This window comes from Algoriphagus sp. NF (assembly GCF_028823735.1).
Classification (GTDB): Bacteria; Bacteroidota; Bacteroidia; order Cytophagales; family Cyclobacteriaceae; genus Algoriphagus; species Algoriphagus marincola.
The window spans coordinates 1-19,995 of sequence record NZ_JAPEIB010000003.1; the positions used below are offsets into that span (position 1 = coordinate 1).

The following is a 19,995-nucleotide window of genomic DNA, read 5'->3' on the forward strand; positions in this document are numbered from 1 at the left end:
TGAAGGGAGATATGCAACTCAAAAATCGGGTACAAACGAAGCTATGGAATCAACGATAGGTTTTCCCAAAAATGAAAATGAACAAAATATAAACTATCAAACTCTTGCGATGGCTTATCAAGGAAAACTCCTTAAACACCCACATCAAAATAAATTTGTTTCTACAACCCTTTTTGCATTTTCATTTGATATTCTTACGATGAATGAGAGCAATGAACTCAAACTCATAAATCAAATCCATCATTGGGCTCCTGATTTTCAAGGTACCACAGGCAACGTTATAAGTGCCGTAATGAAGGAAGGGAATAAATTTGGTTGTCTTGATGTTGCGGTTTCAGAGAGCTTTATTTATATACTCTTTTCAGGCAAGTCGAATACGCTCGAGGATTCAAGAGAGAGCGAATTAGTAATGGTTTATGATTGGGATGGAAAGCCAAAGAAGATTATTTCACTAGATAAACCAATTTCAAAATTAGCTGTCGATATCACAGATGATATTCTAGTTGGCTTTGTTGACTCAGCGGATCCCCAGCTTCTTAAATTTTCACTGAATTAGATTTAATCGGAATTCAATTTGTGAATTGAAGTTTTTAGTATCATCAATTTCAGTATGATGGGTTTTTAATACGTCAAAGAAAACGGCTAAGCATCAGATAAGGAAAATGAAAAGCTGTACACAGAGTCGTTTCAAAAGCAACAAAAAAAACCTTCAGAAAAACAAATCTGAAGGTTTTTCCATTATTAAAACTCCGAAGTAAAGTGAAACTCCATCTCAGGATAATTGTCCTGAACCATTTGCAGCCAGGCTTTGGATTCGGCCATAAAGACCCAATTTCTTAATCACTGTAGAAATATCCTTTCCAGTTTAGAACCTTAACTCCATCACTTCGGGATTGAGATTGCTCTCCACAATACAAAACCATCCCTTTTTTTTGTCCGCTGAGTTTCATCCAAAATTTCAGGTTTTTGAAGTAATCCGAATTAATGGTTTTTCCAGATTTAATTTCGATGGGAATCAAGTCCACACCTTCATCGATCAGCACATCAATCTCATGCCCGGTCTTATCCCTCCAGAAAAACAAATTGATTTCTTGTGCTTGATGCGTTCGCTGCTTGATTAATTCGGTCACGATTAGATTTTCAAAAAGTGCACCTCTCAACGGGTGGGTTTTTAATTGGTCTTTACGCTCAATCCCCAGTAAAAAGCTCACCAAGCCAGTATCCAGAAAATAGAGCTTGGGACGTTTGACGATAATTTTATTGAAATTTTGAAAATGGGGACGCAACAAGTAAATCAAAAAACTACTCTCTAGAATTCCAACCCAGGATTGTATGGTTTTGCTATCTACGCCGACCTCATTTCCTAAGGATGATAGATTCAACTCTTGACCCACTCGCCCAGCCAGAAGTCGGATAAATCTTTCGAAAACGATCAAGTCTGAAATATTTTTCACTTGACGAACATCTCGTTCAATATAGGTTCGTAAATAATTGGGATACCAAAGGTGCGTGGGAATCCCAGGCTGATAAATCGGTGGAAATCCACCTTTTAACATCAAAGAGTCTTCATCCGGCACCTCCTGTTCCTTTGAATAAATTTCTGCTAATTGGAATGGGAGTAACTGCAAATAACCCACCCTTCCTGCCAAACTCTGGGTGATCGATTGCTGCAAAAGAAAGTTATTGGAACCGGTCAAGATAAATTGACCCGTAGTGGGCTTGTCATCAACTATCCCTTGGAGGTAGGAGAATAATTCAGGGGTTCGTTGTACTTCATCAAGAATAGCACCCTCTGGAAAATCTCCCAAAAAGCCACGAGGATCTTCTATTGCATATCTTCTCCGATCCGGATCTTCTAATGAAATGTAAGGCTTGTGAGGGAAAATCGAACGAACAAGTGTAGTCTTACCGGATTGACGAGGGCCGACGACTGCAACCACCTTAAAATAAGTGGCCAGTTCCAGTAACTTTTCAGAAGCTTTCCGATAAATCATGGTTAAAAATATGGAAAAATTCGGAATCTGATTCCAAATTTTTCCACTTTTCTATGAAAAGATACTTTAAACTAATTTTCCGAAAGCAGCAGTCAATTAATCTGCCATCTCGATTCCGGAGAATCTAGACTACCAAGTGCTAAAAAACCCTCCAGGTTTTCAAAACATGGAGGGTTGTGGTACTAGAACTCCGAAGTAAAATGGAATTCAATCTCGGGATAATTGTCCTGAACCATTTGAAGCCAGGCTTTGGACTCGGCCATAAAGACTAGCTTGCCATCCTTATCATGTGCGATGTGGCGGTTTTTGGATCGGACAAATTCATCCAATTGCTTCTTATCCTTGCTGCTGATCCAACATGCCTTGTATAGATTCATCGGATGGAATTCCACGGTGGCGTTATATTCGTTTTTCAATCGGAACTGAATCACCTCAAACTGAAGCTGACCCACCGTACCGATCACCTTTCGAGACCCCATATCGAAGGTAAATAGCTGCGCTACTCCTTCTTCCATCAGTTGCTTCAGGCCTTTTTCCAACTGCTTGGTCTTCATCGCATCCTTGTTGACCACTTCGCGGAAAATCTCCGGAGAGAAGCTCGGGATTCCTGTAAAAGTCAAATCCTCTCCATCTGTGATCGTATCCCCGATCTTCAGATTTCCCGTGTCATACAATCCTACAATATCTCCCGGGAAAGCCTCATCGATGATCTCTTTATCCTGTGCCATAAACTGGGTCACGTTGGAAAATCGTAGCGGCTTTGGGCCACGAACATGGTTGTAAGGCTTGTTTCTTTCAAATTTTCCTGAGCAAATCCGTAAGAAAGCAATTCTATTTCGGTGATTGGGATCCATATTGGCGTGGATCTTAAAAACAAACCCCGAAAACTTGGATTCATCCGGAGTCACTTCACGGACATCGGTTTGTCGGCTTTTAGGTGCAGGAGCGATTTTGATAAACGTGTCCAGCATTTCATTCACCCCGAAATTGTTGACCGCTGATCCAAAAAATACCGGTGCCACCTTTCCTTCCAAGTACTCCTTGGGATCAAAATCAGGATAGACTCCCTCGATGAGTTCCACATCTTCGCGAAGCTGATCTGCGAGGCTGTTCCCAATCAAGCGATCCAATGATCCATCTTCCAAGTTTTCAAAGACCTGTCGATCATCACTGAGCTTGCGCTGGGAAGGAGTGAATAGGTTCAGTTTTTTCTCATACAAATTATAAACTCCCTTGAAGCTTTTACCCATTCCAATAGGCCAAGAAAGAGGCCTGACTTTGATATTGAGTTTTTCCTCCACCTCATCAAGCAAGTCATAAGGGTCTCTACCCTCCCGGTCCAGCTTGTTGATAAAACAGATCACCGGCGTATTCCGCATTCGGCAGACCTCCATGAGCTTTTCAGTCTGAATCTCCACCCCTTTCACACAGTCGATAACCATAATCACGGAGTCCACGGCAGTCAAGGTCCGATAGGTGTCTTCGGCAAAGTCCTGGTGACCCGGCGTGTCCAGAAGATTGATTTTAATGTCTTTGTATTCGAAACCCATGACAGAAGTCGCGACCGAGATACCTCGCTGCTTCTCGATTTCCATCCAGTCAGATTTGGTAGCCGTATCGATTTTGTTGGATTTGACGGCGCCTGCCGTATTGATTGCTCCACCGAAAAGGAGTAGCTTCTCAGTCAAAGTGGTCTTTCCGGCATCCGGGTGAGCAATGATGGCAAATGTTCGGCGCTTTTTGATTTCGTCTTTCAAACTCATGGATTGTAAATTTCAGGGGGCAAAGGTAATTAAAAAAGCCTTTAGGACTTTTTTAATTACGAAATACGAATGACGAATTACGAGGCCTTTTTTGGTATTTAGCCAGTTCTAACAAATTGGGATTGGCTTTAATGCTTCTAATAAGCACGTACCTCGTATTTCTAAACTCGTATTTCCTCAATATTCCAAAATCCCCTCTGTCACAAACTGCTCTGCCCCCTCAATGGTACTATGCAGGATGATGCGAAAAGTGGTACCATTTCCGATTTCGGAAGTTTTGACAAAAATTCTTCCACCATGATAGCCTTCGATGATGCGCTTTGCCAGCGTCAAGCCCAGTCCCCAGCCCCGCTGCCTGGTAGAGAATCCTGGGTTGAATACTTTTTTAAAATTGCGCTTTTCGATCCCCTTTCCGGTATCGCTAATATCCACGATCACGAATTTGTCACTATCCTGGAGGATATCGATCTCAATCCGCCCCTTTCCTTTCATGGCATCCACGGCATTTTTGCAGATATTTTCGATAACCCATTCGAAGAGAGGCTTATTCATCATGGCATCGAGATTTTGCGAGTCTGCATTGATGATGAGATCCACTTTCGTGGAAATTCGAGGTCGGAGATAGTTGATCGTCTCCTCAATGGCTTGATAGAGGTTTTCGGATTGGATGACCGGCTTGCTGCCGATACTGCTGAACCGCTCCGTGACCATACGAAGCTTCACCACGTCCTTGTCCATTTCCGTGATGATTTCCTTGTTTTCTTCCCACACAGGCGAATTTCGCAGATAGTCAATCCAGGCCATGAGTGAAGCAATGGGCGTTCCTAGTTGGTGGGCAGTTTCTTTGGTCAGGCCCGCCCAAACCCGGTTTTGCTCTGCAATTTTGCTTTGATTGAACAGTGCATAAGCCAATACCCCAAAAATCAAGATCACGGCCAGCTGAACGTAAGGATAATAGCGAAGATTGGTGAGTAGCTCCGAATTGCGATAAAAGATCTGAATATCTGCTTCCCGCAGCAATATGGGCTCATATTCCGCCTTCATCTCTTCCAGCTCCTCGGCAAGGATCTTAGTCGAGTCTTGGGAGGAAGCATTTTTCCGAAAGGGAATATTTCGAAACTCCAATGGAGCTCCACTTGCATCCACCATGATGATCGGAATGGAGTAATTTTGCTGAATGATCTCTTGATTGATAAAGGAGAGGTTATCCGCATTGCTTGCCGCATACTCCAAAGCACTGGATAGCAATTCAATTTGTCTTCGCTCCCGAGCTTTCAACTCCTCCACCAAACGATTTGTATACCAGATGGACCCTGCTCCTATCAAAATAGACAGGGCGACTACCAGCCACTTCACCTGTCGTCGGTTTTGGTAAAAATCTATGGAAGTAAGATCCTGAAAACGGTTTTTCATCGGGAGACTCTTGCTGATATATTTTAACTATTAACTCTCAGATTCGATAGAAAGTATATGATAGCTATAGAAATTATCAGTTGGTATCAGAGGGTAATTTTTAGTAAATTTAAAGTATTAAATCAAAGACAAAAATAAACAAACAATATGAAAACGAACGACATAGGATTAGAGGTAAAAGATACCGCGATTTTGGTGGATAAGCTCAACACCTTATTAGCCAACTATCAGATCTACTATCAAAACTTGAGAAACTTCCATTGGAACGTTAGCGGACCTAATTTCTTTGAGCTTCATGCGAAATTCGAGGAATTGTACACAACCGCAAATGAAAGTGTAGATGAAGTAGCAGAACGGATTTTAACATTGGGTGCTAGACCTTTCTCTTCGTACGGCGAATACATCGAAAACTCCTCCATCAAGGAGGCAATGAAAGTGTCAGACTCTAAGCAAATGGTTGAAATCACACGAGATAACATCAATACGCTTTTGGAAATTGAGCGGGAAGCTTTGGAAGCTGCAGCAGCCCAGGGTGACGAAGGTACAGTGACCTTGATGAGTGATTACATCACAGCAAAAGAAAAGGTAGTCTGGATGCTCTCAGCATACCTTAGATAGTCATCAAAAATCCCGACCATTCCTAGTCGGGATTTTTTTTTGAAAACTCTAGCTTCTTTTCTCTTGACTCTTGTTTCTCAGCTCTTGACTTTATTTTTTATTCTCAATTACTGGTCTTGATCCATTTCCAAAGGGTCTTGTAACCGGGCTTGGTGCCATGCATCAGAATTCCGATCCGATAGATTTTTCCTGCCAACCAAGTGGTGGCCAAAAAGCCCAAAACCAATAATCCCATCGAAAGCAAAAGCTCCCAGAATGGAACCCCGTAGCTGATCCTACCCATCATAGCGATTGGAGAGGTAAGTGGCACAATTGACAGCCAAAAAGAGGTGGTACTATTCGGATCTTGAAGCACAAACACAAACAATCCCATGTAAGCTACTATCAATGGAATAGTCACCGGCAGCATAAATTGCTGCGCATCTGAAGGTGCATCCACTGCAGAACCTATCCCAGCGAACAAGGCACCATAAAGTAAATAGCCTCCAAGAAAATAGAATACGAAAGTGCCTACTAGGGTAACGAAATCAATTCCTTGAATTACCGCTAATATTTCACCCAGTTCTCCATCTGGTACAGCTTCACCCATGTCTGCCTGAGCCATTTCCAGGGCTTGCTGCTGGGGCATCTGCATTCCCAAAAACCCTGTCACCACGGTGGTCAGCGTCCCAATTAAGACAATCCATATCAGCAGTTGGGTCAAGCCAACTCCTGCAATTCCAACGATTTTACCCATCATCAACTGAAAAGGCTTCAGCGAAGAGACGAGGATTTCCACGATTCGACTGGACTTTTCCTCAATCACCCCTTGCATGATTTGATTGCCGTAGATGAAAATGAACATGTAGATCAAAATACCAGCAAGAAACCCGATAGCATAGTTGACGGTGGCATCCGACACCCGCTCGCCTCCTTCTTCATCGAGAGTAATTGCCGTCACATCGACGGAAGTACGGATTTCTGAAAGGATTTGGGGGTCTATCCCCGAGTCATAGAGGCGCTGATCTTCAATTTTTTTGCGAAGACTGCTCTCCAAATAGGAAATCAAATTCATATTTGGATTTTCTTCCCCGTAGTAGGTGATACCCTGAGGATTTTCCAAGTCAATTTTTGGAATCAATAAAAAACCATAGCGGTCTCCTTTTTGAACTAGCTCCTTTGCTTCCTCCACATTTCTGTCTGAAAAAGAAAAAGCGTATTGATCTGAGCTTTCCATGAAGAAGAGATTGTTTTCATCTACCACTTCGATGATCCGAAGGGATTGATTTTCCTTTTCCTCCACAGCTATCCAAATAAATATCCCCATTATCGCAGGAAAGATTAATGGAGTCAGGAGCGTGGCTAGCAAAAATGATTTTTTCTTCACTCGAGATAAGTACTCGCGCTGAATGACTAACCAAATTTTATTCATAATCCCTATTCTTTACTTGGTGGATAAAAATCTCTTCCATACTTGGAATCTTTTCTTGAAATCTGGCCACTTGCCCCATCTGCATGAGTTCTGCTAGCAATTCATTTGGGGTTTTGCCCTCCAAGGCTAGAGAGAAATGCCAAAGCCCTCCATCCACTACAGCTTTCCAAGCGGAAGGTAGAGGAGCTTGGAGATCTTCCAAAGTGACATGAAAAATATTTGGGCGATAACTTGACTTTACCTCTCGGATACTTCCGTCGAGGATCTTACGGGATTTGTTTATCATCGCCACCTGATCACAAAGCAGCTCCACGGACTCCATTCGGTGCGTACTGAGTATGACCGTGGTGCCCTTCTCCTTCAGCTCCAAAATCTCATCCTTGATAATCTCCGCATTGACCGGATCAAACCCAGAAAACGGCTCATCCAAGATCAATAATGCCGGTTCATGAAGAATAGTAGAAATGAACTGAACCTTCTGAGCCATCCCTTTGGAAAGGTCCTCGACCTTTTTTTCTCTCCAACTGAGCATGTCCATTTTCCCAAGCCAAGTATTGATTCTTGATTTGGACTCTGCTTTGCTCATCCCTTTCAGTTGAGCAAAATACAGCATCTGATCCCAAACCTTCATTTTCTTGTAAAGACCACGCTCTTCTGGGAGATAGCCTATTTGAGAAATATGATCTGGAGCGAGTTTTTTACCATTGATATGGATCTCACCAGAGTCGGCATCGATGATTTGGTTGATGATTCGGATCAGGGTCGACTTACCGGCGCCATTTGGACCAAGTAATCCAAAAATCACCCCTTTGGGAACATGGAGATCCACGTCTGTCAGGGCGCGGTTTTTCCCGTAGGTTTTATTTAGTTGTTTTATTTCAAGCATGGTGGTTTTATTCGACTTTGAGCGAACCTACACCAACGTCTATGGTCAGATCCATCAACTTTGGATCATCAGCCGAAAAGCCTCTGGTCACGTAGGTTTCACTATCTATTTGTCGGAGGTATTTTGGCAGGGAGGTCCGGCACATAGCCGTTGTTTTCATTTTGATCCTGACTGGATAATTTTCCGAAGGAATCTTGAGGTATAGCGAACCGGCGCCTACAGCAGCAATCACTTGGCATTTGGAAGCCATACCATCACTGAAATTTAGGTTTATTTTACCATAATTCACCTCAAAAATCATTTTATCCGCATTCGAAAAGTTGGCGTCACGGATATCAACCGTCCCCATATTTAAAGTTACCAACAGGGTATCCATCAAAATACGATTGGGCTCTCGGTCACTATAATGAATGAGGACGTCTGCACTGGCACTTTGCACCTTGAGTTGACTGACCGGTAGATTTGCCAAATCAATTTCTGCCATACCGACACCTAAATTAAAATTCAGATGATACAGGTAATTAGATCCTAGTCCTATATCCCAAGAATGTCCAAAATCGTCCTTTGAAGTAGAAAAAATCTTAGAAGTGAGGCTTCTTCCTAGATTATCAGATTGGATATTTTTATGACTGAGTTCCGCGCGCAAGATCCGATCAGCAATCCAATGATCAAAAACCGGTAGAATATTCACATTATCCAAATGCCCGTGAATTTGCACGGGTTCGGTGGATCGGGATCGTTTAAGGTGAGTGGTGCTTTTGTATGAAGAAAAATCAAGCTGCACCATTTCAAAGCCTTCTTTCTCGGGAGTCCTAAACTCCTTGACCAATTGTGCCTTGCTTACGCCTATCCCACTGATGATTCCAATAAGAAGCAGACAGAATTTTTGAAGCATACGGATAGGTTACGAGCTGAACTTTGAAAAGGTTTTTAAAAATATAAAAAAAGCCAGAATTGCATCTGGCTTCTTAAATTTTAGAAAAACTCTTTCATCTTATCGAAAAATGACTTTTCCGAATTACCCGGGGCCGGCTTGAAGTTGGGAGACTCTCGCAAGGCTTCCAAGGTCTGCCGCTCCTCCTTTGTAAGTTGGGTTGGAGTCCAAACATTGACCATGATCAATTGATCTCCTCGAGAATAGCCATTGATATCTTTGATCCCTTTTCCTTTCAATCGCAGCATCTTACCACTTTGTGTACCTGGCTCGACCTTAATCTTCACCCGACCGTCGATAGTCGGTACTTCTACTGATGCTCCCAAGGTTGCATCTACAAATGAAACATACAGGTCGAAGATGACATTATTGCCATCTCGCTGCAATACCTTGTCCTCAATCTCCTCGATGACAATCAACAGATCTCCAGGGATTCCTCCCGGAATTTCATTTCCTTTTGTGGACATGCTGAGCTGCATCCCTTCTGCCACACCGCCAGGGATATTGATAGAAATCACTTCTTCCTTGACGATCAATCCTCTAGCGTCAGCCTCAGCGGGTTTTTTATCAACAATCTGACCACTTCCTCCACAAACTCCACAAGTGCTGGCAGAGACCATTTGGCCCAACATGGTGTTGACCACCTTTTTGATCTGACCTGTTCCTTGGCAAGTAGAACAAGACTTGAAAGTAACTCCAGGTGCGACTACATGACGTTTCACCTTGATTTTCTTTTCTACACCATTGGCGATTTCCTGCAGGTTCAATTTCAGCTTGACACGTAGATTGGTACCTTTCTTGGTACGTCGGCCACCACCGCCCCCTCCGCCGAAGAAAGAACCAAATCCTCCACCGCCGAAGATGTCTCCAAACTGGGAGAAAATATCTTCCATATTCATTCCGCCACCGCCGAATCCACCATTTCCACCAAGTCCTTGGTGACCAAATTGGTCGTAGCGTTGACGCTTTTCAGGATTGCTCAATACCTCGTAGGCTTCCGCTGCTTCCTTGAATTTTTCTTCAGCTTCAGGATTGTCTGGATTTTTATCTGGATGATATTGGATGGCCAATTTTCTATATGCCTTTTTGATCTCATCCGCTGATGCGGATTTACTGACCCCCAATATTTCGTAATAGTCTCTTTTTGCCATGATTTTTATGCTCCTGTTACCACCTTCGCGTATCGAACTACCTTATCACCTAAGGTATATCCCTTCTCCACCACGTCAATCACTTTACCTTTCATTTCTTCACTTGGCGCTGGTATTTGCGTAATGGCTTCCTGTGTTTCTGCATCGAATGGATGACCAATTTGATCCTCCATGACTTTCAAGCCCTTGGACTCCAGGACCTTTACAAATTTTTGAAAAATCAAATGATTACCTTCTCTCACCTTTCCCGCATCGGATTCATTTTCAGAGGCTTTGAATGCTCGCTCAAAATCATCCACCACCGGAATAAGATCCCGGATCACCTCTTCTGAAGCAGTCTTGATCAAATCAAGGCGCTCTTTGGCGTTTCGCTTTCTAAAATTCTCAAAATCTGAATAAAGCCGTAGATATTTATCCTTCATCTCTGCAAGTTCACCCTGCATTTTGGCCAAAGGATCCAAGTTGCTTTCGGGCTCCTTTACCGGTTCCTCTTGAGTTACTTCTTTATCGTCTTGCATCTGTTCTTTTTGATCAAGAACCTCCTCGTTTGCTTGCTCGCTCACTTCTTCTTTATTTTTTTTCATTTGAATTCAAACTAAAGTTCAATCTCCCTCTAGCATCAATATGCTTGCCATCACCTCAATTCTGACAATCTGACACATCATTCTGCATGAATGGCCTGCCAAATCATGTCTTTGAGTCGGTCAAGGTTGGTTTGGGTCACGGAGGAAATGAATACTGCAGGTATTCCCTCGGGAATTTCAGCCTGCATTTCCTGCATCAATTCCTCATCTAATAAGTCGGATTTGGAGATTGCCAGCAGACGCTTTTTGTCCAGCAATTCGGGATTATATTTTTCTAATTCTCCCAAAAGAATCTGGTATTCTTTTTTGATCTGATCTGCATCAGCAGGAATAACAAAAAGTAGAATGGAATTTCGCTCAATATGCCTTAAAAATCTAATCCCCAATCCTTTGCCATCTGCGGCACCTTCGATGATTCCAGGAATATCTGCCATCACAAAGGATCGGTCATCACGATAGGATACCACACCGAGATTTGGGACCAAAGTCGTGAAAGGATAATCCCCAATTTCAGGTTTGGCGGCAGAAACAGCCGAAAGTAAGGTAGACTTGCCGGCATTGGGAAAGCCAACAAGCCCCACATCTGCCAAAAGCTTAAGCTCAAGAATAATCCACTCCTCTATTCCCTCCTCACCAGGTTGGGCGTAGTGAGGAGCTTGATTAGTTGAAGACTTGAAATGATGATTGCCCAATCCACCTCTTCCTCCTTTGGTCAGGACTACCTCTTGCCCATCTTCCGTTATTTCAAATCGCTTTTCACCTGTCTCGGCATCTTTGGCTACTGTACCGAGCGGCACTTCTAAGATGACATCTTTTCCGTCTGCTCCTGTCCTTCGTCCACCTTCTCCAGACTTTCCGGATTCAGCTATTACATGTTTTTTATATTTCAAATGTAGAAGTGTCCACATTTGGGTATTCCCCCGAAGGATGATATGCCCCCCTCTACCACCATCTCCACCGTCAGGTCCTCCTTTGGGCACATGCTTTTCCCTTCGGAAATGCATGGAGCCTGCCCCACCAGCCCCTGATCGTGAGCAAAACTTTACGTAATCGATGAAATTGGACTCTGCCATAATAGAAATAAAAAAGCTAAGCTGATGGCTTAGCTTGTTAGATTCACAAAGGTAAGGAATATCAGGAACTTAATAGCTGTCAATCACTTCACTGATCTGACCAAAGATGCTATCAATTGCCCCTACTCCATTGATATTGGTAAGTTTGTCCTGATTTTGATAGTAAGAAGCAACTGGAAGTGTCTCATCTAGGTAAACTTTTATTCTGGTTTGGATTTTCTGATCATCCTGATCGTCTACTCTTCCGGAAGTTTTTCCTCTTTCTTTGATTCGAGCTTTTAAAACATCCTCAGGTACCTCAAGCGCAATCATTCCGTCGATTTTCATCCCATGTTTGGCTAGCATATCATCAAGTGCTTCTGCTTGAGCAGTAGTCCGAGGAAATCCATCAAAAATGAACCCTTTGGTATCTTGGGTAGATGCAATCTTCTCTTCCACCATTCCGATGACCACCTCATCCGGCACCAATCTTCCCTCATTCATATATTTTTTGGCAAGATTACCTAGCTCTGTGCCTTCGCCAAGATGCTTACGAAAAAGGTCCCCAGTAGAAAGGTGGGTGAGACCGTATTTCTCGATGATTTTTTCACTTTGAGTACCTTTTCCCGCTCCCGGAGGGCCAAACAAGACGATATTACGCATCCTTTATTCTTTAAATTTTCAATCAATTACTTGGTAAATGTCAGGCAGGTTTCGACCTAAGTCATCATAATCCAGCCCATAACCGACGACAAATTTATTCGGAATTTCAAAACCGACATAATCAATCGGGTAATTAAACCGGAAAGCATCTGGTTTGTAAAGCAATGCTACTATTGAAACAGAGCTCGGTTTTAGGTCTTCCAGCTCTTTTTTGAGGTGATAAATACTGTTACCTGTGTCAACTATGTCTTCTACAATAAGAATATCCCTTCCTTCAAGTTTTTCCTTTATTGAAAGGGAAATTTGGGGTTTGCCAGTGGAATGAAATCCTTCATAGGACTGTAGTCTTATAAAAGACACCTCTAATGAAAGGTCAATCGCTCTCGTTAAATCAGCCATAAAAACAAAGCAACCTTTCAATACTCCAAGCAATACAGGATCTTTTCTTACAAAATCTTTTTTTATCTGAGCTCCCAGAGAAGAAACTCTGGACTCAATCTCTTCTTTGGTCAGAAAAATTTCAAAAGATTTATCATGGATTTTCTTACTCATATATTAAAGGTGTTTCATTAAATATTGGTGCATTTTAATCATTGAGTCCAAATCTGCTAGGGAGACCTTCTCATCCGGGGAATGAACATAATCCTCCGCCGCTCCTACGAAGCACCAATCTATTGGATAAGGAGAAAATTGGATTTCTCTTCCATCACTTCCTCCTGAAGCCTCTACCTCCAACTGAAAAGGTATTTTACTTTGCGTAGCTAAAGCAATTACGCGGTCGATGAATTTTCTTCGAGGAATGTATCGGTCCCGGATGGAAATAGCTACGCCCTCGTGAGGAACTACCCCTTCAGTCACCCAAGTAATATCCGCTATAAGAGCCTGTCGAATTGGATGATTTTCTTGGATAAACTTAAGAAGAAAGGGCATACTTCCTCCACCGTGTTCTTCATAAGTACTAAATACGACCCATCCATGTTCTAAATTTTCGCAAACTTGTAATGCTGTATAAAGCCCAAGTCTATTATCTAAATACGCAGCTTGAATAAATTCCCCATCCACTCGGATATTCTGAGCGAATGATAAATAAGTACCTGGTTGAATGGGACGTTGGAAATCGTGAAAAAGGGAATCATCCTCAACTCTTAATCGACATTCAATCGGACCCAATTCATCCTCTCCAATTAACAGCATCCCGTCTTCAGTTTCAGGCCCACCCACTGGAATTAATTGATTTTCATACCGGGTCATAAACCCTATTGTATCCATATGCGCAAAAAGCGCTGTTCTAGGATTTCCAAATTTCAATAAGATACAATCGTGGAAATCTTCCCCAGAATAAATTTGCGGGCAAACTTTCCAGTCATTCTTTCGTTGTTCTATCGTATCTAAAAGGAATTGGCCGATTTGGGATTCGTTTCCCGAAACACTTGATTGTTTTAAAAGATGATGCAAAATTTTCATTCTGGCATAAATTATGTTACATTTTCATTAATATTTGAAAAAATCTATTGTAATATTTATTTCCTTAATTGGGAATTAAATAATTCATCTAGATTTGCAGTAAGTTAAAAGTTTATAAATTTGTACTCACATCAATCAAACACTTAAAATTTGGACAAAAATTTTTTGTTATGAAAAAACTAATACTCTCAACATTAATGGCAGGTGCTTTAGCTATTGGAGCTAATGCACAGGAATTCGACAAGTGGTCGGTAGAAGTTGGAGGTGGCTTTAACAAGCCAATGGCTCCGCTTAATCGAAACTTCTTGTCTCCTACCCTAAACCTAGGCCACATCGAATTTGGCGCCCGGTACATGTTCAACGAAAAGTTCGGTCTTAAGCTTGACTACGGATTTGGATCTATGCGTGAGGCGCGTGGTGCTGATTCTCAAAGCCAAGAGTTTGACACGAAGTATTTCAGATTGAATATGCAGGGTGTTGCTAATGTGGGAAGAATCATGAATTTCGAATCTTTCTCAAGATCCTTCGGTCTTCTTCTACACGGTGGAGCGGGTATTGGTCTTGTTAACCCAGAAATGAACACTTTCAACGATTTTGACGACAATGTTTACACATTGATCTTCGGAATCACACCACAGTTGAAGCTTTCTAAAAACATTGCTTTAGTAGGTGATATTTCAACTATCCTTAATGGTCGTCAGACTGTTACTTGGGATGGTGCTGAAGCTATCAGACCTGATATCGACAATGGATTCTACGGAGCTAACGGTACTTGGTGGACAGGAACTCTTGGTCTGAATTTCTACCTTGGTTCTAATGACGAGCATGCTGATTGGTATATCGCTGCTGACAAATATGCTACCAAAGAAGAGCTTGCTTCTCAGATCAATGGAATCAAAGATATGTTGAAGGACTCTGATGGAGACGGTGTTCCAGATTATTTGGATAAAGAACCAAATACTCCAGCAGGTGCTCGTGTAAATTCTTTCGGAACAACTCTTGACTCTGATGGTGATGGAACTCCAGATCATATGGACAACTGTCCATTCCAGCCAGGTCCTGCTTCTACAAACGGATGTCCTGTAGTAGAAGAAAGAGAAGAAGTTGATTACTTGAAGAAAGCGATCAATGATGGTTACGTAAACGTATTCTATGCATTCGATAGTGCTAAGCCGCTTGGCTACTCTGTAAGTGCTGCTAATTATGTTGCTAACTTCCTTAAGAGAAATCCTGGAGTAAGTGTTGAAATCAAAGGATATGCTGATGAGCTAGGTCCAGAAGATTACAACATGAAGCTTTCTGAAAGAAGAGCAAAAGCAGTATATGACCTAATGGTTGCTGCAGGAGTAGATGCTTCAAGATTGTCTTACAAAGGATATGGCGAAGATACTAGCGTAGACAAGTCATCTGCTGATGCTCGTCAAATGGCGAGAAGAGCTTCTTTCGAAGTAAAATAACCAGAAAAATACTCTTAAAAACCCACATGGAAACATGTGGGTTTTTTTGTTTTAACTCAAATGAATAAAAATCCATATTTTTGGAAATTCATCCTACTCAATCAATAATTTCAAAATGAAAAAACGTTTCCTAACCATCTTAATTTTGGTCGGTACTTGTTTGGCGTCAGTTGCCCAACAAGACTTCAATCGATGGTCTCTTGAGATAGACGCAGGCTTCAATAAGTCTATGTCCCCACTATCTAGAAATTATCTTTCACCCACCTTAAATATCGGGCATGTGAATCTTGGAGCCCGCTACATGTTTAATGAGTATTTTGGGGTAAAAGGGGATTTAGGTTTTGGAAGTTTTTCGGAAGCTAAGGGTGTAAGTCTACCTTTTGATACTGATTATGTTCGGGTAGACCTCCAAGGCGTAGCCAATTTTGGTAGAATGCTAAGCTTCGAGTCTTTCGCACCAAAACTTGGATTTTTGGGACATCTTGGTGCAGGATTTGGAAGAATGACTTTTGATGAGGGAGCACTACCATCTGAACCTGACTATCACTACAATATAATTTCTGGATTGACAGCACAATATCGTATAAGTTCAAGGATAGCTCTCAAGGGAGATATTTCAATGATTGTTAACGGGCGACAGACCTATACTTTTGACGGCCGCATGTTTAATGCTCCATTTCAACCTATTGTTCCTGAAAACCCATTTGTCCATGCAACTGGAGTCTGGTGGACGGGTACTTTTGGGGTGAATGTATATCTAGGTTCTAAAGAAGAACATGCTGATTGGTACATTGCAGCTGATCGCTATGCTACCAAAGAGGAACTTGCCACTCAAATCGGAGAAATAAAAGATATGCTAAAGGATTCTGATGGAGACGGGATTCCTGACTACTTAGACAAAGAGCCAAATACTCCTGCAAATGCACGTGTAAACTCTTCAGGAATTACGCTGGATTCAGATGGAGACGGGTTAGCAGATCATGAGGACAACTGTCCATTCCTTCCAGGTCCATCAGCGAACCAAGGATGCCCTATTGAAGAAATCAGCGAACCCATCGATTACCTTCGAAAGGCAATTGACGATCAATTTGTAAACGTATACTTTGGATTCGACTCATCCAAACCGCTTCAGTATTCGGTTTCTGCAGCTCAGTTTGTATCAAACTTCCTGAAGAAGAATCCAGGGATTTCACTGGAAATAATGGGCTATGCAGATGAATTAGGCTCAGAAGATTATAATATTAAACTTTCTGAAAAAAGAGCTAAAGCTGTCTATGACTTGCTGATTGCCTCAGGAATCGATAGTAGCCGAATCAGCTATAAGGGCTACGGAGAAGATACAAGCGTCGATAAAAATTCTGAAGACGCAAGACAGATGGCCCGAAGGGTTTCATTTAACCTGAATTAAAAAAAGATCATAGATTCAAAAACCCAGCTTACTCCAAAGCTGGGTTTTTTCTTTTAAATTCGCTTTATGTTTGTTTTATCAGAGACACCTTCAATTGCCTCTCAATTTCTTTCAGAATTAAGAGACAGAAATATTCAAACTGATTCAATGCGGTTTCGAACTAATTTGAGAAGGTTGGGTAATATTTTAGCTTATGAACTTTCCAAAAATCTGGAATATAAAGCAGTAGAAATTGAAACCCCTTTAATGAAAACTAACGTATTGCAACTCGATGAGCAAGTCGTTTTGGTTTCAGTACTTAGAGCCTCCTTACCTTTCTATCAGGGTTTTTTGGACTTTTTTGACAAAGCAGAGAATGGATTTATCGGAGCTTATAGACAGGAAGGAAACAAGGATGATCTTGAAATAAACCTAGGTTATTATGCCAGTCCAGACCTTGAAGGGAAAACTTTGATAATCATTGATCCAATGCTTGCCACAGGAAAATCCTTCATCAAATCTCTTGAAAGCCTATTCATCAACGGTAAACCCAGGAAAATCCACATAGCAGCTGTAGTCGCTGCACCTGAAGGGTTAGCCTATATCAAAGAAAACTTATCTATACCTCATCAAGTGTGGATAGGAGCACTGGATCAGGGCTTGAATGAGCAAGCATATATACTACCTGGTCTAGGTGATGCCGGAGACTTAGCTTTCGGCCCAAAACTTTAAAATCATGACTGAATATTTGCTATTAATAGCAGGACTTGCCATTCTATTGTTAGGCGGGAAATTCTTGGTAGATGGTGCCTCGGGAATTGCTGTCAAGCTAGGAATGAGTGCGGGGCTGATTGGTCTGACGATTGTAGCCTTTGGAACTTCAGCACCTGAACTTTTGGTGAGTATCAATGCCGCTCTGAAAGGAAATAGCGATATATCCATAGGAAATGTGGTAGGATCAAATATTGCCAATCTAGGTCTAGTCTTAGGACTTAGCGGACTCTTTTACCCAACCAAAATCACCAAACGACATATTCGTTTCGAATATTTAATTACATTGATAGTAACTGGTGTTTTTTATCTCGTGAGTGTGAATGGAATGGTAGACCGCTGGGAGGGAATCGCCATGTTCATTGCCTTTGTCAGCTTCAATATTTACCTCTTTTGGTTGGAAAAAAAAGGAGTAGTGAAGGAATCCAAAGAGGTAGAAGAGGAAATCGAACAAGTCAAAAATTTCCCTTGGTGGAAAGCTATCCTTTTCTTTTTCGGAGGTATTATAGGCTTGTATTTTGGATCAGACCTTCTAGTGGAAAATGCAGTTTTGATTTCACGTAATTTTGGAGTCTCTGAACGGGTGATAGGTGTGACCATCATAGCCATTGGTACAAGCCTTCCGGAATTGATCACCTCAATCATGGCCGCATTGGCCAAGGAAACGGATATGGCCCTAGGAAATATCCTCGGGAGTAATATTATGAATATCCTTTCCATCATTGGTATTACTGCCATAATTGAACCCATAAGCGTAGCCGATGAATTTATCCGAGTTGATTTTTGGTGGATGATTGGAATTACAGTTTTATTATTTCCATTGATCAAAACCAAAATGCAGATTTCAAAAATGGAAGGAAGTATCCTCTTCTTGACCTATTTGGCATACATGTTTTTCCTTCTATGAAATCGAGCATGATGTGTGCATCCCACACTTGTATGACGATCAACCAAGCGAGATTCCATATGACCTCTGAAAATCAATTACAGACATATGAAAGAGTCAATTATCAGCCTTCTAGGAATCTATTTCCTCTCTTACTTCAAATTTATTGCTGGGCCTGTACTAGCACCTGCTGCAGGTTTTGGGGTGGTGACCACCATCTTAGTAACAGTGGCAGGAATGATGTCCAGCGTTTTGATTTTTACGCTTTTAGGGAAAAAGTTTAAAGAGAAGCTCCTATTACGCATCAGAAAGAAAAAACCAATTTTTACCCCAAAAAATAGAAAGATCGTAACCTTATGGAAAAAATACGGTGAAATTGGAATTGCTTTCCTGACGCCACTGATTTTCACTCCGATCGGAGGAACTTTGATCCTGGTCTCTTTCGGTTCCAAAAAACGACAGATCTACTTCCACATGCTATGGAGTGCTATTTTTTGGGCTACAGTATTTAGCCTGAGTATCGATCAAATTCTAGAAATTCCTTTCTTCAAGGCCCTAATCGGGTAACTCCTCATCTGGTAAAATTTCAATATCTTGGATCAGTACGCGTTCGGAAATTTGCTGACCGGTAAGTGTAGCAGCCAAGCCTCCTAGAGCTGTTTCCTTGTAGCGACTTTCCATTGAAGCTCCAATCTCTCCCATAGCCTCTATGCACTCATCTACAGGAATCACAGCTGATACTTGCGCCAAGGCAATTTGAGCTGAGCTAAAAGCAATACTAGCAGCACTAGCATTTCTGACTACACAAGGGACTTCTACTAACCCAGCTACAGGATCACAGACTAGGCCTAGCATACATTGTATGGTGATAGCTACTGCATTAAAAACTTGGTCTAAAGAACCTCCCAAGCAGTAAACTATCGCTCCTGAGGCCATTGCTGCGGCAGAGCCAGTTTCTGCTTGGCAACCTCCTACTGCACCCGCCAAACTCGCTTTTTGCTCAATAATCAAAGCGATTCCTGCACCTACCAGAAGGCCCTCTGCAATCTTTTCATCAGATAATCCGTGAATCTCCTGAAGAGTAACCATTGTTCCGGGTAAGATCCCGGATGCTCCTGCAGTCGGAGCTGCGACTACCCTTCCCATACAAGAGTTTACTTCCTTTGCAGCTAAAGCTCGACTGATTAATTTTTGAAATTCTGGAGATAGTACCGTCAAGGGATGATTGAAAACCTTTTTGGCTCCATTATCTATCATTCCAGACCTAGACTTCATGTCTTTTTCCAGTCCGGTATGAACTGCTTCCTTCATCACTTGGTAGGCTTGAAGCAGGCCAGCCTGAATTTTTTCTGGAGTTGCTCCTTTTTGCTCACATTCGTATTCAATGACCGATTGAGGCAATGAAACATCCTTTTCTTCACAGTAGGACTTCCATTCCCGAAAACTGTTGAATAAAAAACACATAGTAATTTGGGTTTATAGGTTCTAGGAATCTAGAATTACCTGATTAATACATAGATTAAAATTCCAGATAGGCACTTTTTATCACGAGTCTAAACTC

The 19,995-nt window shown here is 41.9% G+C and carries 20 protein-coding genes; 7 read left to right on the plus strand and 13 right to left on the minus strand.

What is annotated here, in order from left to right; genetic code table 11:
- Positions 1 to 556 (plus strand): BF3164 family lipoprotein (locus OU792_RS01835; RefSeq protein ID WP_274669306.1); only part of this gene is annotated, 556 nt, incomplete at its 5' end.
- Between the two features lie 280 nt (positions 557 to 836).
- Here OU792_RS01835 and OU792_RS01840 read toward each other — a convergent pair.
- The 3 genes from OU792_RS01840 to OU792_RS01850 all read right to left on the minus strand — a co-directional run bounded on the left by OU792_RS01840 (position 837) and on the right by OU792_RS01850 (position 5,170).
- A complete protein-coding gene (locus tag OU792_RS01840) occupies positions 837 to 1,994 on the minus strand; it encodes an ATP-binding protein (protein ID WP_274669307.1) in 1,158 nt (385 codons plus the stop codon).
- 182 nt (positions 1,995 to 2,176) lie between these two features.
- Entirely contained in the window at positions 2,177 to 3,757 is a 1,581-nt protein-coding gene (locus OU792_RS01845) for a peptide chain release factor 3 (RefSeq protein WP_024284623.1), read from the minus strand.
- 177 nt (positions 3,758 to 3,934) lie between these two features.
- Complete coding sequence (locus OU792_RS01850) at positions 3,935 to 5,170, minus strand: sensor histidine kinase (RefSeq protein ID WP_026947970.1); 1,236 nt, start codon at positions 5,168 to 5,170, stop codon at positions 3,935 to 3,937.
- 147 nt (positions 5,171 to 5,317) lie between these two features.
- Here OU792_RS01850 and OU792_RS01855 point away from each other — a divergent pair, with 147 nt between their 5' ends.
- The gene (locus OU792_RS01855; protein ID WP_274669308.1) at positions 5,318 to 5,788 is read left to right on the plus strand and encodes a Dps family protein; all 471 of its coding nucleotides are present in this window, start codon (positions 5,318 to 5,320) and stop codon (positions 5,786 to 5,788) included.
- 103 nt (positions 5,789 to 5,891) lie between these two features.
- Here the strand turns inward: OU792_RS01855 and OU792_RS01860 are convergent, their stop codons facing one another.
- The 9 genes from OU792_RS01860 to OU792_RS01900 form a co-directional block, all read right to left on the minus strand.
- Positions 5,892 to 7,199, minus strand: coding sequence for an ABC transporter permease (locus tag OU792_RS01860; protein ID WP_274669309.1), 1,308 nt, complete (start codon positions 7,197 to 7,199; stop codon positions 5,892 to 5,894).
- Complete coding sequence (locus OU792_RS01865) at positions 7,192 to 8,085, minus strand: ABC transporter ATP-binding protein (RefSeq protein ID WP_274669310.1); 894 nt, start codon at positions 8,083 to 8,085, stop codon at positions 7,192 to 7,194. The genes OU792_RS01860 and OU792_RS01865 overlap by 8 nt, the downstream gene beginning before the upstream one ends.
- Before the next feature lie 7 nt (positions 8,086 to 8,092).
- Entirely contained in the window at positions 8,093 to 8,980 is an 888-nt protein-coding gene (locus OU792_RS01870; RefSeq protein WP_274669311.1) for a hypothetical protein, read from the minus strand.
- An 80-nt stretch (positions 8,981 to 9,060) separates the two neighbouring features.
- A complete protein-coding gene (gene dnaJ, locus OU792_RS01875; RefSeq protein ID WP_274669312.1) occupies positions 9,061 to 10,170 on the minus strand; it encodes a molecular chaperone DnaJ in 1,110 nt (369 codons plus the stop codon).
- 5 nt (positions 10,171 to 10,175) lie between these two features.
- Complete coding sequence (locus OU792_RS01880; protein WP_274669313.1) at positions 10,176 to 10,754, minus strand: nucleotide exchange factor GrpE; 579 nt, start codon at positions 10,752 to 10,754, stop codon at positions 10,176 to 10,178.
- A gap of 77 nt (positions 10,755 to 10,831) precedes the next feature.
- The gene (gene obgE, locus OU792_RS01885) at positions 10,832 to 11,827 is read right to left on the minus strand and encodes a GTPase ObgE (RefSeq protein ID WP_026947963.1); all 996 of its coding nucleotides are present in this window, start codon (positions 11,825 to 11,827) and stop codon (positions 10,832 to 10,834) included.
- Positions 11,828 to 11,896: 69 nt separating this feature from the next.
- On the minus strand, positions 11,897 to 12,469 hold the full coding sequence (locus OU792_RS01890; protein ID WP_026947962.1) for an adenylate kinase: 573 nt from the start codon (positions 12,467 to 12,469) through the stop codon (positions 11,897 to 11,899).
- Between the two features lie 18 nt (positions 12,470 to 12,487).
- Positions 12,488 to 13,021, minus strand: coding sequence for a hypoxanthine phosphoribosyltransferase (gene hpt, locus OU792_RS01895; protein WP_274669314.1), 534 nt, complete (start codon positions 13,019 to 13,021; stop codon positions 12,488 to 12,490).
- 3 nt (positions 13,022 to 13,024) lie between these two features.
- Positions 13,025 to 13,933 (minus strand): M20/M25/M40 family metallo-hydrolase, encoded by a 909-nt coding sequence (locus tag OU792_RS01900; protein ID WP_274669315.1) that lies wholly within the window; start codon positions 13,931 to 13,933, stop codon positions 13,025 to 13,027.
- A 170-nt stretch (positions 13,934 to 14,103) separates the two neighbouring features.
- Between OU792_RS01900 and OU792_RS01905 the strand changes: the two genes are divergently transcribed.
- From OU792_RS01905 to OU792_RS01925, 5 genes are all read left to right on the plus strand, one after another.
- Entirely contained in the window at positions 14,104 to 15,390 is a 1,287-nt protein-coding gene (locus OU792_RS01905) for an OmpA family protein (RefSeq protein WP_134201433.1), read from the plus strand.
- 115 nt (positions 15,391 to 15,505) lie between these two features.
- Positions 15,506 to 16,798: an OmpA family protein gene (locus OU792_RS01910; protein WP_274669316.1), complete on the plus strand. Its 1,293-nt coding sequence runs from the start codon at positions 15,506 to 15,508 to the stop codon at positions 16,796 to 16,798.
- 66 nt (positions 16,799 to 16,864) lie between these two features.
- Positions 16,865 to 17,509, plus strand: a complete 645-nt coding sequence (upp, locus tag OU792_RS01915) for a uracil phosphoribosyltransferase (RefSeq protein ID WP_274669317.1) — start codon at positions 16,865 to 16,867, stop codon at positions 17,507 to 17,509.
- A 4-nt stretch (positions 17,510 to 17,513) separates the two neighbouring features.
- A complete protein-coding gene (locus tag OU792_RS01920) occupies positions 17,514 to 18,455 on the plus strand; it encodes a calcium/sodium antiporter (RefSeq protein ID WP_134202549.1) in 942 nt (313 codons plus the stop codon).
- Between the two features lie 87 nt (positions 18,456 to 18,542).
- On the plus strand, positions 18,543 to 19,001 hold the full coding sequence (locus OU792_RS01925; RefSeq protein ID WP_134202550.1) for a hypothetical protein: 459 nt from the start codon (positions 18,543 to 18,545) through the stop codon (positions 18,999 to 19,001).
- Here the strand turns inward: OU792_RS01925 and sdaAA are convergent.
- Positions 18,990 to 19,898 (minus strand): L-serine ammonia-lyase, iron-sulfur-dependent, subunit alpha, encoded by a 909-nt coding sequence (gene sdaAA, locus OU792_RS01930; RefSeq protein WP_274669318.1) that lies wholly within the window; start codon positions 19,896 to 19,898, stop codon positions 18,990 to 18,992. The two genes, OU792_RS01925 and sdaAA, sit on opposite strands and share 12 nt — an antisense overlap.
- Positions 19,899 to 19,995 lie beyond the last annotated feature (97 nt).

What these genes read in the sequence shown, in the direction of transcription:
- OU792_RS01890 (WP_026947962.1), bottom strand. Translation starts at nt 12,469, where the DNA reads ATGCGTAATATCGTCTTGTTTGGCCCTCCGGGAGCGGGAAAAGGTACT.
- upp (WP_274669317.1), top strand. Translation starts at nt 16,865, where the DNA reads ATGTTTGTTTTATCAGAGACACCTTCAATTGCCTCTCAATTTCTTTCA.
- sdaAA (WP_274669318.1), bottom strand. Translation starts at nt 19,898, where the DNA reads ATGTGTTTTTTATTCAACAGTTTTCGGGAATGGAAGTCCTACTGTGAA.
- OU792_RS01880 (WP_274669313.1), bottom strand. Translation starts at nt 10,754, where the DNA reads ATGAAAAAAAATAAAGAAGAAGTGAGCGAGCAAGCAAACGAGGAGGTT.
- OU792_RS01845 (WP_024284623.1), bottom strand. Translation starts at nt 3,757, where the DNA reads ATGAGTTTGAAAGACGAAATCAAAAAGCGCCGAACATTTGCCATCATT.
- OU792_RS01840 (WP_274669307.1), bottom strand. Translation starts at nt 1,994, where the DNA reads ATGATTTATCGGAAAGCTTCTGAAAAGTTACTGGAACTGGCCACTTAT.
- OU792_RS01870 (WP_274669311.1), bottom strand. Translation starts at nt 8,980, where the DNA reads ATGCTTCAAAAATTCTGTCTGCTTCTTATTGGAATCATCAGTGGGATA.
- hpt (WP_274669314.1), bottom strand. Translation starts at nt 13,021, where the DNA reads ATGAGTAAGAAAATCCATGATAAATCTTTTGAAATTTTTCTGACCAAA.
- dnaJ (WP_274669312.1), bottom strand. Translation starts at nt 10,170, where the DNA reads ATGGCAAAAAGAGACTATTACGAAATATTGGGGGTCAGTAAATCCGCA.
- OU792_RS01905 (WP_134201433.1), top strand. Translation starts at nt 14,104, where the DNA reads ATGAAAAAACTAATACTCTCAACATTAATGGCAGGTGCTTTAGCTATT.
- OU792_RS01910 (WP_274669316.1), top strand. Translation starts at nt 15,506, where the DNA reads ATGAAAAAACGTTTCCTAACCATCTTAATTTTGGTCGGTACTTGTTTG.
- OU792_RS01855 (WP_274669308.1), top strand. Translation starts at nt 5,318, where the DNA reads ATGAAAACGAACGACATAGGATTAGAGGTAAAAGATACCGCGATTTTG.
- OU792_RS01900 (WP_274669315.1), bottom strand. Translation starts at nt 13,933, where the DNA reads ATGAAAATTTTGCATCATCTTTTAAAACAATCAAGTGTTTCGGGAAAC.
- OU792_RS01865 (WP_274669310.1), bottom strand. Translation starts at nt 8,085, where the DNA reads ATGCTTGAAATAAAACAACTAAATAAAACCTACGGGAAAAACCGCGCC.
- obgE (WP_026947963.1), bottom strand. Translation starts at nt 11,827, where the DNA reads ATGGCAGAGTCCAATTTCATCGATTACGTAAAGTTTTGCTCACGATCA.
- OU792_RS01920 (WP_134202549.1), top strand. Translation starts at nt 17,514, where the DNA reads ATGACTGAATATTTGCTATTAATAGCAGGACTTGCCATTCTATTGTTA.
- OU792_RS01860 (WP_274669309.1), bottom strand. Translation starts at nt 7,199, where the DNA reads ATGAATAAAATTTGGTTAGTCATTCAGCGCGAGTACTTATCTCGAGTG.
- OU792_RS01850 (WP_026947970.1), bottom strand. Translation starts at nt 5,170, where the DNA reads ATGAAAAACCGTTTTCAGGATCTTACTTCCATAGATTTTTACCAAAAC.
- OU792_RS01925 (WP_134202550.1), top strand. Translation starts at nt 18,543, where the DNA reads ATGAAAGAGTCAATTATCAGCCTTCTAGGAATCTATTTCCTCTCTTAC.